Below are 15,612 nucleotides of genomic sequence, written 5' to 3'. Positions count from 1 at the left end.
ATCATATTTGCGGCATTTGCGCGCGAAGCCATGCGGCAGCGGTTGACCTTTGGGGCCGCTCCCGCGCATCTTGCGCAAAATCCTGAAACGGGGTGCTCCATGGCGTCGCGCGCGCTTAACATACCGAATATGCTGACCTACGGGCGGATCCTGGCCGTCCCGTTGATCGTGTTGTGTTTTTTCATCGAAGGCAAGCTGCACGGCTCGGATTTCGCACGCTGGAGCGCGCTCGCGATCTTCGCCCTCGCATCGGTGACGGATTTCTTCGATGGCTACCTCGCCCGCATCTGGGACCAGACCTCGAATATCGGCCGCATGCTCGATCCGATCGCCGACAAGCTGCTGGTGTCCTCGATCCTGCTGCTGATCGCCGCCGACGGCACCATCGCCGGCTGGTCGATCTGGGCGGCGATCATCATCCTGTGCCGCGAAATCCTGGTGTCGGGCCTGCGCGAGTATCTCGCCGCGCTCAAGGTCTCGGTACCGGTCACCCGCATCGCCAAGTGGAAAACCACGCTGCAGATGATCGCGCTCGGCTTCCTGCTTGCCGGCCCTGCGGGCGACAAGGTACTTCCCTATACGACCGAGATCGGCATCGGCATGCTGTGGCTGTCCGCGCTGATTACGATTTACACCGGCTACGACTATTTCAAGGCCGGGCTGAGACATGTGGTGGACGAATGAGCGTGAGACTTGTGTATTTCGCCTGGGTGCGCGAGCGCATCGGCAAGGGGTCCGAGGAGATCGACCTTCCCCCGGAGGTGAAGACCGTGGGGGAGCTGATCGCGCATCTCGCCACGCTCGGCGAGGAATACGAGGCGGCGCTCCAGGTGCCCGGTGTGATTCGCGCGGCGCTCGACGAGGAACATGCCGACCATGACGAACCCATCGGCGGCGCGCGCGAAATCGCGCTGTTTCCACCGATGACGGGAGGCTGACGTGACCGTGGCCGCTCGCATGCCCGACGAGGCGGCGCACCGGGTCGACGTGCGCATCCAGGCACATGATTTCGACAGCGCCGCAGAGATCGCCGCGCTCACCGCCGGCCGCGCCGACATCGGCGCGGTGGTCACCTTCACGGGGCTCTGCCGCGACGAGGGCGGCCGGCTCGCAGCGCTCGAACTCGAGCACTATCCGGGCATGGCCGAGCGCGCGATCCGCGCGATCGCAACCGAGGCGGTCGCCCGGTTCTCGCTGCAGGGCATTCTCGCGATCCACCGCCATGGCAAGATCGCGCCCGGCGGCAATATCGTGCTGGTGGTGGCCGCCGCGCCGCACCGCCAGGCCGCCTTCGACGGCGCCGCGTTCCTGATGGACTATCTCAAGACCGATGCGCCGTTCTGGAAGAAGGAACACCTGAAGGACGGCGGCACCGGCGAGTGGGTTTCGGCCAAGGATGCCGACGACGCGGCCAAGGCGCGCTGGACCTCGGCGCAGTGAAGGGCATGGAGCGGCTCGACGGGAGCTGGACGGCGGCGCTGTCGGATGCCGTCGCAAGCCCGTCGATGGCTGCGCTCCAGGCCTTCCTGGCATCGGAAATCGCCGCCGGAAAAGAGATCTTTCCCGCAGAAGCCAATTATTTCGCCGCGCTTGAGCTCACCCCGCTCGACAAGGTCAAGGTCGTGATCCTCGGCCAGGACCCCTATCACGGCGAGGGCCAGGCGCATGGCTTGAGCTTTTCGGTCCGGCCCGGCACGCGCGTGCCGCCGTCGCTCAAAAACATCTACAAGGAGATCGAGGCCGATCTCGGCATCGCCCCGCCCCGCCACGGCTGTCTTGAGACCTGGGCGCGGCAGGGCGTGCTCTTGCTCAACAGCGTGCTCAGCGTCGAGCGAGGCCTTGCCGGCTCGCACCAGGGCCGCGGCTGGGAGCCGTTCACCGACGCGGTGATCGAAAGCGTCAACGCGCTCGATCATCCGGTGGTCTTCCTGCTGTGGGGGTCGCATGCGCAAAAGAAGGCCGGCTTCGTCGACCGCGGGCGCCATCTGGTGCTCGAAGCCTCCCACCCCTCGCCGCTGTCGGCCCATCGCGGCTTCCTCGGCTGCCGGCATTTCTCGAAGGCGAATGCGTTTCTGGAGAAGAACGGCTTAACGCCGATCGATTGGCGGTTGCCGGCGGCGGCGTGATATCGGTTTCGGACGCGGCGATGCACAAGCGGAAGACCGGTCGGCCGATATAAGCGCCGCCGGTCAAGCACAGGAGACCAATGCCATGAAGCCAAAGAAATTGCCCATGTCCGGCTCTTGCCGGTGCGGTCGGGTCAAGTTCGAGATCTCGCAACCGCCGATGATGACGGCCGCCTGTCATTGCAGCGGCTGCCAGCGCATGAGCAGCAGCGCCTATTCGCTGACCGCAATAATGCCGGCCGAGGGCTTCCGCGTCACCGAAGGCGACACCGTGATCGGCGGCCTCAAGGGGCCTGAGTTGCACCACCATTTCTGCCCCGACTGCATGACCTGGATGTTCACGCGCATCGAAGGCTACGAGGCGATGGTCAATGTGCGCCCGACGCTTCTTGAGGATTCGAGCTGGTTCACACCCTTCATCGAAACGGTAACCGCCGAAAAGCTGCCCTGGGCCACCACCCCTGCCCGGCACAGCTACGAGGGCTTTCCTGCCATGGAGGAACTGCCGAAGCTGATGGCCGAATATGAGGCTGCCGGAGATTAAGCGGCGGTAGCACGGTGATGTGAGCGCCGCTCCAAAACGGATGCAGCGTCACCGGTCCACCGCTTGCAGCCTGGCTTGGCGGTAGGCCGCAGGCGTCTGGCCATAGACCCGCTGGAACTCGCGGTAGAAGTTCGAGCGCGTGAGAAAACCGGACCGAACCATGATCGCTGCAACGCTGTCGTCACTGCTCACGAGCAGGTCCGCGGCATGGGACAGCCTGAAGCCGTTGACATATTGCGACACATTCATGCCCTTGCTCTCATTGATGGCGAGAGACAGGTTTCGCACCGGCACATGCAGGCGTTTTGCCAGCCTCTGGACCGACAGGTCCGGATCGAGATAGAGCTCGGTCGAGCGTAGCAATTCACAGGCGGCCGCCTCAAGCCTGGCGGCCTCGGCATCGACTGTGGTCGAAGTCCGTGGCCTGGCAGCGCGCTCCTTCAGGAACCGCGGCAGAACCAGAACAACCCCCAGGAGGAACAGGATCAGCATCGCCGTACCATAGGAGATGATCGCAGACACCTGCGCGCTCATCTGCATGGCGAAGCTTGCCGCAATCGCGATATCGAGCGCGAGCGTGACCATCAGCAATCCTGCCGCCCACAGCATCCAGCGGTTGACATCGCGCGCCACATCGAGCCGCGCATGAATGAGGCCATCGGGACCTGTGCGCCACAGCCGCAGCAGCGCAATCACGTAGAAAACATAGCTGATGCCGATCGCCCAGTCGCCGGGACCGATCCTGTCGGGCAGAGCCTGCAGGGCCAGAATGACCGCAATCACGGCGCCCAGATGCCAAACAAGCATTTTCCGGAATGGCGCCGCAGGCACCGCAAGGGCTGAGAATGCCAGATAGATCAGCGGGCCGGTGAACAGCGGCAACACCCGTTGCAGGCCGACAAAGTGATCGATGCCGTAGCCGAAGCGGACACCGACCAGCAGCGCCTGCAGGGCAAACAGCGCAAACAGGGCTGAAAACAGAACCGGCGCCTTGTCGCTGCCGAGATCGAGCCGCAGCACCAGCACGGCAATGACCGCGCACAACAGCGCCGATAGAAGCGGCAGCGGCAAGGCCAGCACCGTATCCTGCATGAACTGTCCTCTTTCTCGCGGCGCTGTCCTCGAACGTGATCAAGGACACCGATGGCTCACCTATCCCATTGTTTTTGCGATGCGCCTGGATGATTTCGGAGGGACCGACCCTTCCAAAAAGGAGCAAGCTATGAACCATCTTCTGAAAATCGCGGCGCTCGCCATCCTGACGCTGACCTTTAGCGCACAGGCCCAGGACTATCAAACCGGACTTGCGGACCTGAAGATCACCGACCGGACCGGGCACCGCGATCTCAAGGGCTATGTCTGGTATCCGACATCTCAGACCGAGGGCCTGGCGACCCATCATGCAAATCCGGTCTGGGCCGGGATCGAGGCCATCGCGGAGGCACCGGTGGCACCCGGGCGCTTTCCGCTCGTGGTGGTGTCGCACGGCATGTATGGCAACGCGATGAACCAGTCCTGGCTTGCGGCAGACCTCGCCCGGCGGGGCTATGTCGTGGCGGCGATCAGCCATCCCGGAACCTCGACCTGGTTGCGCGATGCGGACGACGCCCGGCAGATGTGGGAGCGGCCCAAAGACATCTCGCGGCTGATCGACCACCTTTTGGCGAGCTCAAGCCTGAGCGGTACCATCGACCCGGACCGCATTTTCATGGCCGGGCATTCGCTGGGCGGGTTCACCGCCGTGGAACTGGCGGGCGGACGCTACGACCGGGAAACGTTCAAGACCTATTGCGCCGCCCATCCCGATGAATTGACCTGTGACATCTTCGACAGATGGAACATCGGCAAGACGCCGGAAGACCGGGCGGCAATGCAGGCGGATCTCTCCGATCCGAGACTCCGGGGCATCGCCGTGTTCGACCTTGGCGGAACGCAGGCGTTCTCGCCTGCGAGCCTGAATGAGATCAAGACGCCGCTTCTGGTGATCGGCGCGCCGGAGGACATCCACGGTCTCGATCTCGATGTGGAATCGCGTGCGCTTGTGGCGGCCCTGCCCAAATCCTCGGTCACCTATCTTGAGCCTGCCGGACTGGCGCATTTCGATTTTCTCGGCGAATGCACCGAAAACGGCCTCGCGATCCTTGCCGAAGAGGAACCGGCGGACAGGTTTGTCTGCATCGACGGGACGACAGAGCGGCGCGCCCTCCACGCGATGATCGCCGATGCGGTTGCGACGTTTTTCGCGGCCCAGTAAGCGCTTCCCCGCGCCGGCGGGCATTGGTCCCGTGAACAAAAGTCCAGTCGCCTGGAAGATGGAGAAGCCGGGCGACTTGACCTGCGACACCGCAGATCCTGAGACGGGATTGGCTCGGGGTTGGTCAGTTCCCATCGCAAACGCAGGCGCACGCATCGGCGACGCCCGAACAGAAAAGCCGAGCCCTTTAGGGACAGTTTTCATAAATTATTTCAATATTTTATGCACTTTCATCGAGAATGTGATTCAGCCGACGATTTCGGTTTCCGAGAACCAGTAGGCGATTTCCTGGCCTGCGGATCTTCGCAAGCGTTCGTGCCGCAGAAGCAACTGCAGGTACAATCTTGAGTGGACCGGTTATTGTGCCTAGTCTCCGTACCGGCAGTATAACCGGCGCCGGGAGTGGATCAGCAAGTGCTCAGAAAAGCGATAACTGCAGTTTTCGTGCTGGTGGCGGGATTGGGGCCGGCGCAAGCAAGTGAAAAGGCCTGCAATCGGGAGGCGATCGTCACGCTTGCCGACTATGTGCTCACCGCGCGCACGAAGGCACTTTCGCGGTTTCAGGTCCGGCATTTCGGCAGCACGGCGCTGTACCTGAAAATTACTTATGGCGACATGCCGGAAGCGGAAGCCACCGATGCCGTGCTCGAATTCTTCAAAGCCGGCGTGAAAGACGCCGACCAACTGGCCTCGACCTATCTTCTCTCGCGCTATGGCTACCGGAAGGCCAGCGAAATGCTCGGGCCCGAGTTTGCGCCGAAGTTCTTTGCAACGACGTCCAACATATCGCTCGCCCGCGCCTTTCTCATGTCCAACGATCGCGGGATGTTCCTCGACGGGTTGGCGAAACTCGACATCCGGGCCGGGTTCCAGGCGGCGCAGGACGCAGTGGCGGCGATGCTGGACCAGCCCGATGACGTCAAGCTTGCCATCGCCCGCGAAGCGGAAGGAAAAGGCGTTTACGAGCTTGCTGGAGGGATGCTGCTCGCGCGGCAGGACCGAAGTGAATGGCGGACTTTTGTGACGCGGCTTGACAGTCGGTATCAGGTCGCATTCTTCGAGCACGCGTTTCCGGTCATCACGCGCCTGTTCGACGACGAACCTGCCAGCTCCGGTGATGGCGCTGCATGGAATGAAACCCTCCGTGCCATGCATGCCGCAGATTCCAAGCTGTTCTTGTCACCCATTCTGGCCAGGGTCCTGAACTACACCGGAGGCACGGGCATGCTCTATGCGGCCTTGCGCTTCGAAGACGCCTTTGCCCACAACGAACAATCCTACGCCAGCGAACGCATCGACTGGGCGCGGCTCGACATGTTCGATGCCCTGGTGGTTGAAATGGATGGCAGCCGGCTCCTTGGAGCACTTGAGCGGACTGGCTCGATCAACGGGCAAGCTTTCAGGGACAACCTCCGGGACGAACTGGACTGGCTGCTCGCCTCGGCCGTTGCGCAACAGATAATCGGCGACGGCCCCGACCGGCAGCCGGTCCCGCCGATCTCGCTGTCCGGCGAATTCTCGAAGACATGGCCGCAGTGGAAAGAGACCGTCGACAAGATTAAGTCCGGCGAGGCTTTTGATCCCGACGCGATGGAACCGTTTGAGACAGCGATATATGCCGAAATTCTTTTCAACAGCGAGATGGATTCGCGCCTGATTTCCCTGTTCGAGACATCACAGCCTTCCGAACTCATGATCCGGCTTGCCAATGATTTCGCCATCCGTCTCGACCGGAACTGCGACGGGTGGCTCCAACGCCCGGGAGGCAATTTCCTGCACACGTCGATACCGCTCTACCGCTTCGGGTCGAAGTAGCAATCGGTTTCTGGCGCGGAGTCGGATGTCGGGGTGATTGCGCATGCGAAAACGGCCCCCGTGAGGGAGCCGTTTCGCAGTTCGCGAATTCGAGGCTGTTCAGCCGACGATTTCGGTGCCGGAGAACCAGTAGGCAATTTCTTCGGCAGCGGTTTCGGGGGCGTCCGAGCCGTGCACCGAGTTTTCGCCGATCGACAGCGCATAGGTCTTGCGGATGGTGCCTTCATCGGCATTGGCCGGGTTGGTGGCGCCCATCAGCTCGCGGTTCTTGAGGATGGCGTTTTCGCCTTCGAGCACCTGGACCACGGTCGGGCCGGAGGTCATGCCTTCCACCAGTTCGCCGAAGAAGGGGCGCTCCTTGTGCACGGCGTAGAAGCCTTCGGCTTCGCGCTTGCTCATCCAGACGCGCTTGGAGGCGACGACGCGCAGGCCGTTGTCTTCAAACATCTTGGTGATGGCGCCGGTCAGGTTGCGCTTGGTGGCATCGGGCTTGATCATCGAAAACGTGCGTTCAATCGCCATGGTCTGTTCCTTCAGCGGTTTGCCCGCGGGAGAGCGGGACGAATGGGGTGCAAAAATCCGGGCAGAAACGATCCGGCCCGGAAATTGCGGCCTAAATAGCCGCATGGCCTGTCATCCGCAAGGGGCGTTCGCCGCAAGCGCGCGGCGGACCCCGCGCAGGCGGGCTGCATTCAGCCCCTCCCGCGCGCCGCAACGGACACGCCGAACCGGATTGACGCCCGGGCGCAGCGGTGTAGCATTCGTCCATGTCCAACGCGGTCATCGCATCGGGGGTCGTGGCAGTCGCGGTGTTCGGGTTTGCACCCCAGAACAGGGCGATGCTGGCGGCTGGAGCGGAACGGACGCTGCGGGCGGTTCTCGACTGCCTGCTGGCAAGCCTGTTCGGCTGGTTGCTGCCGTTCGGCGTGGCACTCGGCGTGCTGCTGCTGCTCCCGCCCTGGGCGGCCGGCGCGACAAGCATTCTCGCGCTTCTGTTCCTGGCGCTCGCCGGCCTCGCGCGTTACGTCGCCGACCCCGACGCCCCTGCCCCGCCGCGGCGCCACTCTCCGCCACCGCCTTTCGAGCACCTGGGCAGCCCCGAAAGCTGGGCCGTGGCGATGTTCCTTGCCGGGTCGGCGCTCACCGGATCGCTGACGCTGGCGACCGCCTTCGCGGCGCTCACGCTGATGGCCGCGGTCGGGCTCGGGATGTGGGCACTCGCCGGCTGGTCCGGCTGCGGCCATCTCGTCTCCGGCTGGCACCGCCGGCACCTCGACTGGGCGCTCGGCATGCTGATGTTCGTGGCGGCGACGGCCTCGCTGATAGCAGAAGCTTGACGGCTCCGGCGGTTCAGGCGGCCGCCGGCACCGAGCGGCCAAGACCGTCATGGAGGTCAAGGCAGCGTTCGAACCAGTCCGTCACCGGATCGCCCGCTTCGAGGATCTTCGCAGACGAGGTGATCCGCGCCCATTGCAGCGCCCCGAACACGATGTAGTCGCAAAACAGCGGCGAGGCCCCGCCGATGAAGGGCTGCGATCTCAGCATCATCCTGAGCGGCGTGAGCCGGGCGGAAAAGCCCGCGATCTCCGCCGCGCGGCGCTCCGCCACCTCGCCGAAGGTCATGCCCAGCCGGGCCTCCCGGCTCGGCCGGAAATAGGCCTGGTCCTCCGGCGAAAGCAGATTTGCGATCTCCTCGAGCACGATCATGTTGAGCCCCGCATGCAGCACCGACTGCGACCAGGCTTCGACGAAGCGGGCCATTGCCTCCCCGCCTTCCCCGCCAAACAGCGACGGGCGGTCGGGATAGGTCTCGTCGAGATAGGCGGCGATGAGAAAACTGTCGGCCACCACCCGGGAGCCATCGCGGATCACCGGCACGGTCCTGGACGCGCCATCCTCGATCAAGGGCACCTGTGTGAACGTGACGCTGTTGCACGCGAAGGGCAGGCCCTTGTGCGCGAGCGCCATCGCCACCTTCCAGCAATGCGGGCTGAAGGGACGCGCGGGATCGGCGCCGACGAGGTCGTGAAGAAGGATGGTCATGGCGGGCGCTTTCGATGGATCGATTGTTTCAGGAGGCGAGCGGTTGACCCCTTCGCCTGGCGGGTTTCAAGCGTAGCAGCCGACGGAGATCCTACATCACTCCCTGTCTCCCGGCTGCTCCGAACGGCAAATTCCAGGGCCTGTCGTTGCAGCGATCTCCCGTTCGGATGCAAGGGTGTTGATACAAGAGAAAACGGGGCGTGTCGCCAGCAACACTCGCCCGCTGTCTTCACGTCGCACCATCCCTTCGTCCCGGCTCTTCATCCAGGCTCCTCGTCCAGGAGGAGCGGGAGCGGCCGGTGTTCAGTTCATCCCATTCGCCCTTCCGCGACCCTCCGGTGGGACGCACTCCATTCCAATACCGGGCGCAAGTCGGATGACCGCGGATGTGCCGCCCCGAAGAACCCCCGGTCGGCAACGCGGCCCATGCAGCAGTGCCGTGGCCCGGCTCGCCGAAAAGGCCCTGAACCGTTCCTTAACCGTTCCGGCAGAGCGGGGAGAACGATTTCGTGCCCGTCGGCATTGCTTCTCCAGTTCCCCGGCATGCGGCCGGGAGCGCCCATGGATAACCAGGACAGGAGCAGCGTTATGAAAGACTTCAGGACCAAGATCGTGATCGGACTTGCGGCCGGCGCCTTTGCCTTCGCCGTCCCCCTTGCCACCCATGCGCAGCAGGCCGGCGGCGTCAGTGTTGGCGGAAACGGCACCGGCGGCCTCGGCGTGTCGGCCGATGTCGGCGGCGTCGATGCTTCGGCCAGCATCGGCGGCGGCTCGGTTGCGGATGTCGATGCCAGCGTCGGCGGCGCCGATGGTGCCAATGCCAGCGCCAGCGTCGGCGCCAATGGCGAGCCGGCGGCCAATGTCGATGCCAATATCGGCGCTGTGACCGGCGACGTAGACATCAATGCCGGCAACGAGCCGGGCATCGCCGCGGCGCTCGGATTTACGGGTGACGACGACACCGCGGGCGCGGCAACGCCCGGGACCGGAACGCCCGGGATCGATCCGGGCATGACCGGCGCGATCAGCTCGATGAGCGACGCCGAAGTCGCCGCCTACAAGAAGAAGTGCGTCAACATCCTTCGCGCGCCGGCCAGCTTCGACAGCGACCTGGTGGATCTGTGCAGGCTGGTCCGCGAGGCCGCGGCCCGGTAACGCCGGCGGCACACACCCTCCCGCAATACGGTTCCGGCGGCCTGGAGAACGGGTCGCCGGTTTCTCGCGGCCTTGCCACAGCGCCGCGAATTCGCGTTTGCCGGCTTGCAATGCGGCGCGTTTCCGGCCAGAAGCGCGGGCATGCTGACGATAACAGACCTTTCCGCGCGCATTGCCGGGCGCCTCCTGATCGACAATGCCTCGCTGGCGCTGCCCGCGGGCATCAAGGCCGGGCTCGTGGGCCCCAACGGCGCCGGCAAATCGACGCTGTTCCGGGTGATCACCGGCGAGATGGCAAGCGAGACCGGCCATGTCTCGATCCCGAAGAACACCCGCATCGGCCAGGTGGCACAGGAAGCGCCCTCGGAAGACACGCCCCTGATCGACATCGTGCTCAGGGCCGATCTCGAGCGCACCCGGCTGATGAAGGAGGCGGAGACCGCCACCGATCCGAACCGCATCGCCGAGATCCAGACCCGGCTGGTCGATATCGACGCCCATTCGGCGGAAGCGCGCGCCGCCTCGATCCTCGCCGGCCTCGGCTTCGACCAGGCCGCGCAGCAGCGTCCGGCCTCGTCGTTCTCGGGCGGCTGGCGCATGCGCGTGGCGCTGGCCTCGGTGCTGTTTTCCGAGCCCGACCTCCTGCTGCTCGACGAGCCCACCAACTATCTCGACCTCGAAGGCACGCTGTGGCTCGAGGAGTATGTGCGGCGTTACCCGCACACGGTGCTGATCATCAGCCACGACCGCGACCTGCTCAACACCGCCGCCAATGCCATCGTCCATCTCGACCAGAAGAAGCTCACCTTCTATCGCGGCGGCTTCGACGAATTCGAGCGGCAGAAGGCCGAGCGCGACGAGCACCAGATGAAGGCGCGCGAGAAGAACCTCGCCGCCCGCAAGCACATGGAAGCCTTTGTCGAGCGCTTTCGCGCCAAGGCCTCGAAGGCGCGGCAGGCGCAGTCCCGGCTCAAGGCGCTCGAGCGCATGGGCACCATCGACGCGGTGGTCGAAAGCAATGTGCGCGGCTTCTCTTTCCCCCGGCCCGATCGCGGCGTGGCCTCCCCGATCATCGCCATCGAGGACGGTGCGGTGGGCTACACGCCCGGCGCGCCGGTGCTCAAGGGGCTGGATCTGAGGATCGACGCCGACGACCGCATCGCGCTTCTGGGCTCGAACGGCAACGGCAAGTCGACCTTCGCCAAGTTCATCGCCGGACGGCTCGAGGCCGAGGCCGGGCGGCTCAGGATCGCGCCGCAGCTGAAGGTCGGCTTCTTCGCCCAGCACCAGCTCGACGATCTGGTTCCCGGCGAGAGCGCGGTTGCCCATGTGCGCAAGCTGATGCCCGATGCGGCGGAAGCACGGGTGCGCGCCCGCGTCGCGCAGATGGGTCTGTCGGCGGACAAGATGAACACGGCCGCCAAGGACCTGTCGGGCGGCGAGAAGGCGCGGCTGCTGATGGGCCTGTCGGCGTTTCACGCGCCGAACCTGATGATCCTCGACGAACCGACCAACCACCTCGACATCGACAGCCGTGCGGCGCTGATCCGCGCCCTCAACGATTTCCCGGGCGCCGTGATCCTGATCTCGCATGACCGCCACCTGATCGAGGCGACGGTGGACCGGCTCTGGATCGTCCGCGACGGCACCGTCAAGACCTTCGACGGCGACCTCGAGGATTACCGCCAGGAAGTGGTGGGCAGCTCATCCCGGGGCAAGAAGTCGTCGGACAGCGACGGCGGCTCCAAGGCGGAGAAGCGCAAGCAGGCCGCCCAGCAGCGCGCCGGCCTTGCGCCGCTGAAGAAAAAGATCAGCGATATCGAGTCCTTGGTGGCCCGTCTTACCAAACAGATTCAGTCTCTTGATGCAGAGCTTTCGGATCCGGACCAGTTCGCTGACGCGCCCTACAAGATCGCGCAGAAGTCCAAGCAGCGGGCTGACCGCGCCGCGGAACTCGCCAAGGCCGAAGAGGAATGGATCGAGCTCACGAGCAAGGTGGACGACGCGGAAGCGGCCGAATAGGCGCCGGCCGCGTCGGTCGGGCGCAGTCCCGGTTGATGCATGTCAATCACCCGGCCTGGGCGGTGTGCTAGCCAGTACGCATTGATTGGATCATGCCATGCCCCCCTCCAAGTCCGACATCGAAGCCATCGTCAAGACCTCGAAAAAGCGCTCGCCGCTCCGCTCCTGGCCGGTCTGGCTGGTGCTGCTTCTGGTGCTCGCCGGCGCGCTCTGGTACTGGCGCGCGGCGGACGCGCGACAGGCCCAGCCCAGCTATGTGACCGCCCCGGTCGAGCGCGCCGACATTGTCGTGCAGGTGACCGCGACCGGCACGGTCGAGCCCACCGGCCAGGTGGAGATTTCCTCCGAACTGTCAGGCACCGTGCGCGCCGTCGAGGTGGATTTCAACGACACCGTGCACAAGGGCCAGGTGCTGGCCCTGCTCGACACCGACAAGCTCGAGGCCAATGTCGAGTTGAGCCGCGCCTCGCTGGTCGCCGCCCAGGCCCGCCTCGCCGATGCGCGCGCCACGCTCGCCCAGCGCAAGGACGCCTATGACCGCGCGGTGATGCTCAAGCAACGCAATGTCGCCTCGGAAGAGAACCTGACGAGCGCCAAGGCCGACTACGAGCGCGCCGAAGCGGCGGTGAAGAGCGCGGAAGCCGATATCCGCGTGGCGGACGCCAATCTCAAGATCAACGAGACCAATCTCGGCAAGGCCTGCATCTGCTCCTCCATCGATGGCGTCGTGCTCGACCGCAATGTCGAGGTCGGCCAGATCGTCGCCTCGTCGCTGCAGGCGCCGGTTCTGTTCACGCTCGCCGCCGACCTGACCAAGATGGAGCTCAGGGTCGACATCGACGAGGCCGATATTGGCAAGGTCAAGGTCGGCAACGCGGCGATGTTCACGGTCGAGGCCTATCAGGGCCAGTCGTTCCCCGCCGTCATCTCGCAATTGCGCTACGCGCCGAAGACGGTGGAGGGCGTGGTCACCTACGAGGCGATCCTGTCGATCGACAATGCCGAGCTGCTGCTGCGCCCGGGCATGACGGCAACCGCCGACATCAAGGTCGCGGAAGTCAGGGACACGCTGGTGATCCCCAATGCGGCGCTGCGCTATGCGCCGCCGGCCAAGGTCGAGGGCCGCAGCGGCAGCGGGCTGCTGGGTGTCGTTTTCAAGGGGCCGCCCTCGATGTCGGCCGCGCCGATTTCCAAGCCGGGCGTCGACGGCCATCGCGACATCTGGGTGCTGCGCAACGGCGTGGCCGTGGCGGTGCCGGTGATCCCGGGAGAAACGGACGGCTCGAAGACGGCGATCACCGGCGAGGTCGAACAGGGCGATCTGGTGATCACCGATCTGTCCACGCCATGAGTGCCGCCGGGCATCCCGCCCCGGCCGCGGCCGCGGCCCCGGTCCCGCCCCTCATCTCCCTGCGCGGCGTCACCAAGATCTACGGCACCGGCGATGCCGAGGTGCGGGCGCTCTCCGGCATCGATCTCGACATCGCCCCCGGCGACTTCGTCGCCATCATGGGGCCGAGCGGATCGGGCAAATCGACGGCGATGAACATCCTCGGCTTTCTCGACAAGCCGAGCAGCGGCACCTATTTCTTCTCCGGCGCCGAGGTCGAGCATCTGGGCCGCAACCAGCTTGCCCTGCTGAGGCGCAATTTCCTCGGCTTCGTGTTCCAGGGCTACAACCTGCTTGCGCGGACCACGGCGCTCGAGAATGTCGAACTGCCGCTGATCTACCAGGGCATGGCGCGGGCCGAGCGCCGGCAACTCGCCCGGGACGCGCTGGCGCGGGTCGGGCTCACGGGCCGCGAGGACCATCAGCCCTCCGAGCTTTCGGGCGGGCAGCAGCAGCGGGTGGCGATCGCGCGGGCGATCGTGACCAATCCCAACGTGATCCTCGCCGATGAGCCGACCGGCAATCTCGACACCGCCCGCAGCCACGAGATCATGGAGCTTCTGACCGAGCTCAACCGTCGCGACGGCATCACCATCCTGATGGTCACCCACGAGCCGGACATGGCCGAATATGCGGACCGTCTGGTCCACTTCCTCGACGGCCGCATCGCCTCCGACGAGCGTCCGCGCAAGGAGGCCGGCGATGCTGTATGAGACCGTGCGGCTGGCGCTGCAGGCGATCCTGCGCAATGCGTTCCGGTCCTTCCTGACGGTGCTCGGCATCGTCATCGGCGTCGCCGCGGTGATCGCCATGGTCACCGTCGGCCAGGGCTCGACCGACCAGGTGCAAGCGGACGTGTCCACGCTCGGCACCAATCTTTTGATGGTGCGCCCCGGCCAGCCCTCGCACGGTCCCGGCTCCGGCGTGGGCGGCACCGCGCCGGCTCTCACGCTCAAGGACGTGGACGCCATCGAGGAGCAGATCCCCAGCGTGGCGGTGGCGACGCCGAGCAATTCGCGCGCGATCACGGCGATTGCCGGCAATGTCAACTACACCACCACCGTGACCGGCACCGACAACCGCTTCCTCGTCGCCCGCGACTGGTCGCTCGCAAGCGGGCGCGAATTCTATGAAAGCGAGCTGCGCAGCGGCGCCTCGGCCTGCATCCTTGGCGAAACGGTGCGCCAGAAGCTGTTCGGGCACAGCGATCCCGTGGGCGTCAACATCCGCCTCAAGCAGATTTCCTGCCGGGTGATCGGGGTGCTGTCGGTCAAGGGTGCGTCGAGCTTCGGCTCCGACCAGGACGACATCGTGCTGATCCCGATCCGCGCCTTCCAGCGGCGCATCGGCGGCAGCCAGGACGTGTCGATGATCTATGCCTCGATCCGCAACGGCATCTCCACCGACAAGGCCAAGGGCGACATCGAACGGCTGATGCGCGAACGCCGGCATGTCGGCCCGTTCGAGGAGGACGATTTCAACGTCTTCGACATGAAGCAGATCTCGTCGATGCTGACCGGCATCACCAGCGTGCTGACCGGGCTGCTGTCGGCGGTCGCCGCCGTCAGCCTCTTGGTCGGCGGCATCGGCATCATGAACATCATGTTGGTCTCGGTCACCGAGCGCACCCGCGAGATCGGGATAAGGCTCGCCGTCGGCGCCACCGAAGGCCAGGTGCTGTTGCAGTTCCTGGTCGAATCCATCGTCTTGTCGCTGATCGGCGGGCTGCTCGGCATCATGCTTGGATTGGCGCTCGGATTGCTCGGCACAAAACTGCTGTCGGTGCCCTTCGCGCCGAACGCCACGCTGATCCTCGCCGCCTTCCTGTTTTCCGCCGTGGTCGGGATCGTGTTCGGCTATTTTCCCGCGCTGCGCGCCGCCCGCATGGACCCGATCGAGGCGCTGCGGCACCAGTAGCGGCCGAAGCGCCCGCGGGCTGCCGCGGGTCGTCACCCGCACGCCAGAGTGGCGACTCATTGCCACCCGCATGGCGCCCGAAAGCCTTGCTTCGCCCCGGTCCTGCGCTGTTTGAGCCCCTGCGGATGCCCGGAAACGTCCGTATCGGCGGCCTGGATACGTCCGAGATGTTGATGTTCCCGGTGGTATGGTTAACATTTCCCAAACACGCCAGCGTCTTTTTTTAACGGTTTTATTCACACACTCAACCAGAAGCTTCATAACCAGCGCGTGCAATGCCTGTTTTCTTGGCAAACTACTAGTATTTGGGGGTACTTTACCGATTTCTCATAGTGCCATTTCAGTT

16 protein-coding genes are annotated in these 15,612 nt (G+C 64.8%); 13 read left to right on the top strand and 3 right to left on the bottom strand.

The window, feature by feature from the left end; translation table 11 throughout:
* Positions 1-99: 99 nt before the first annotated feature.
* The 5 genes from pgsA (at position 100) to AWJ14_RS20705 (ending at position 2,670) form a co-directional block, all read left to right on the top strand.
* On the top strand, positions 100-684 hold the full coding sequence (gene pgsA / locus AWJ14_RS20725; RefSeq protein WP_066184093.1) for a CDP-diacylglycerol--glycerol-3-phosphate 3-phosphatidyltransferase: 585 nt from the start codon (positions 100-102) through the stop codon (positions 682-684).
* Positions 681-938 carry a molybdopterin converting factor subunit 1 gene (moaD, locus tag AWJ14_RS20720; protein WP_066184090.1) on the top strand — a complete coding sequence of 86 codons (258 nt, stop codon included), beginning with the start codon at positions 681-683 and terminating at the stop codon, positions 936-938. Before pgsA ends, moaD begins: the two co-directional genes overlap by 4 nt.
* Before the next feature lie 19 nt (positions 939-957).
* A complete protein-coding gene (locus tag AWJ14_RS20715; RefSeq protein WP_066184202.1) occupies positions 958-1,440 on the top strand; it encodes a molybdenum cofactor biosynthesis protein MoaE in 483 nt (160 codons plus the stop codon).
* A gap of 5 nt (positions 1,441-1,445) precedes the next feature.
* Positions 1,446-2,126, top strand: coding sequence for a uracil-DNA glycosylase (gene ung / locus AWJ14_RS20710; RefSeq protein WP_066184204.1), 681 nt, complete (start codon positions 1,446-1,448; stop codon positions 2,124-2,126).
* 85 nt (positions 2,127-2,211) lie between these two features.
* Complete coding sequence (locus tag AWJ14_RS20705; protein WP_066184086.1) at positions 2,212-2,670, top strand: GFA family protein; 459 nt, start codon at positions 2,212-2,214, stop codon at positions 2,668-2,670.
* Positions 2,671-2,718: 48 nt separating this feature from the next.
* On the opposite strand, the gene AWJ14_RS20700 is transcribed toward AWJ14_RS20705, so the two are convergent.
* Positions 2,719-3,762: a helix-turn-helix domain-containing protein gene (locus tag AWJ14_RS20700; protein ID WP_066184084.1), complete on the bottom strand. Its 1,044-nt coding sequence runs from the start codon at positions 3,760-3,762 to the stop codon at positions 2,719-2,721.
* Here AWJ14_RS20700 and AWJ14_RS20695 point away from each other — a divergent pair.
* The gene (locus AWJ14_RS20695) at positions 3,701-4,924 is read left to right on the top strand and encodes an alpha/beta hydrolase family protein (RefSeq protein ID WP_210183575.1); all 1,224 of its coding nucleotides are present in this window, start codon (positions 3,701-3,703) and stop codon (positions 4,922-4,924) included. The genes AWJ14_RS20700 and AWJ14_RS20695 overlap by 62 nt on opposite strands.
* A gap of 402 nt (positions 4,925-5,326) precedes the next feature.
* Entirely contained in the window at positions 5,327-6,739 is a 1,413-nt protein-coding gene (locus AWJ14_RS20690; protein ID WP_139112730.1) for a hypothetical protein, read from the top strand.
* Positions 6,740-6,838: 99 nt separating this feature from the next.
* Here AWJ14_RS20690 and ndk read toward each other — a convergent pair whose 3' ends face one another.
* Entirely contained in the window at positions 6,839-7,261 is a 423-nt protein-coding gene (gene ndk / locus AWJ14_RS20685; protein WP_066184076.1) for a nucleoside-diphosphate kinase, read from the bottom strand.
* 245 nt (positions 7,262-7,506) lie between these two features.
* Here ndk and AWJ14_RS20680 point away from each other — a divergent pair, with 245 nt between their 5' ends.
* Positions 7,507-8,076, top strand: a complete 570-nt coding sequence (locus tag AWJ14_RS20680) for a hypothetical protein (RefSeq protein WP_066184073.1) — start codon at positions 7,507-7,509, stop codon at positions 8,074-8,076.
* A 13-nt stretch (positions 8,077-8,089) separates the two neighbouring features.
* Here the strand turns inward: AWJ14_RS20680 and AWJ14_RS20675 are convergent, their stop codons facing one another.
* A complete protein-coding gene (locus AWJ14_RS20675) occupies positions 8,090-8,782 on the bottom strand; it encodes a glutathione S-transferase family protein (RefSeq protein ID WP_066184071.1) in 693 nt (230 codons plus the stop codon).
* A gap of 588 nt (positions 8,783-9,370) precedes the next feature.
* Here AWJ14_RS20675 and AWJ14_RS20670 point away from each other — a divergent pair.
* The 5 genes from AWJ14_RS20670 to AWJ14_RS20650 all read left to right on the top strand — a co-directional run bounded on the left by AWJ14_RS20670 (position 9,371) and on the right by AWJ14_RS20650 (position 15,266).
* Positions 9,371-9,937 carry a hypothetical protein gene (locus tag AWJ14_RS20670; protein WP_083220401.1) on the top strand — a complete coding sequence of 189 codons (567 nt, stop codon included), beginning with the start codon at positions 9,371-9,373 and terminating at the stop codon, positions 9,935-9,937.
* A 141-nt stretch (positions 9,938-10,078) separates the two neighbouring features.
* Complete coding sequence (locus AWJ14_RS20665; protein ID WP_066184198.1) at positions 10,079-11,959, top strand: ABC-F family ATP-binding cassette domain-containing protein; 1,881 nt, start codon at positions 10,079-10,081, stop codon at positions 11,957-11,959.
* A 97-nt stretch (positions 11,960-12,056) separates the two neighbouring features.
* Positions 12,057-13,310 carry an efflux RND transporter periplasmic adaptor subunit gene (locus tag AWJ14_RS20660; protein WP_066184066.1) on the top strand — a complete coding sequence of 418 codons (1,254 nt, stop codon included), beginning with the start codon at positions 12,057-12,059 and terminating at the stop codon, positions 13,308-13,310.
* Positions 13,307-14,062: an ABC transporter ATP-binding protein gene (locus tag AWJ14_RS20655; protein ID WP_066184063.1), complete on the top strand. Its 756-nt coding sequence runs from the start codon at positions 13,307-13,309 to the stop codon at positions 14,060-14,062. The genes AWJ14_RS20660 and AWJ14_RS20655 overlap by 4 nt, the downstream gene beginning before the upstream one ends.
* A complete protein-coding gene (locus AWJ14_RS20650; protein WP_066184061.1) occupies positions 14,052-15,266 on the top strand; it encodes an ABC transporter permease in 1,215 nt (404 codons plus the stop codon). Before AWJ14_RS20655 ends, AWJ14_RS20650 begins: the two co-directional genes overlap by 11 nt.
* Positions 15,267-15,612: the final 346 nt, after the last annotated feature.

The organism is Parahoeflea olei (genome assembly GCF_001703635.1).
Lineage (GTDB): Bacteria > Pseudomonadota > Alphaproteobacteria > Rhizobiales > Rhizobiaceae > Hoeflea > Hoeflea olei.
Note: the sequence above shows the minus strand (reverse complement) of the source record. Positions and strands in the feature narration are given on the sequence as shown.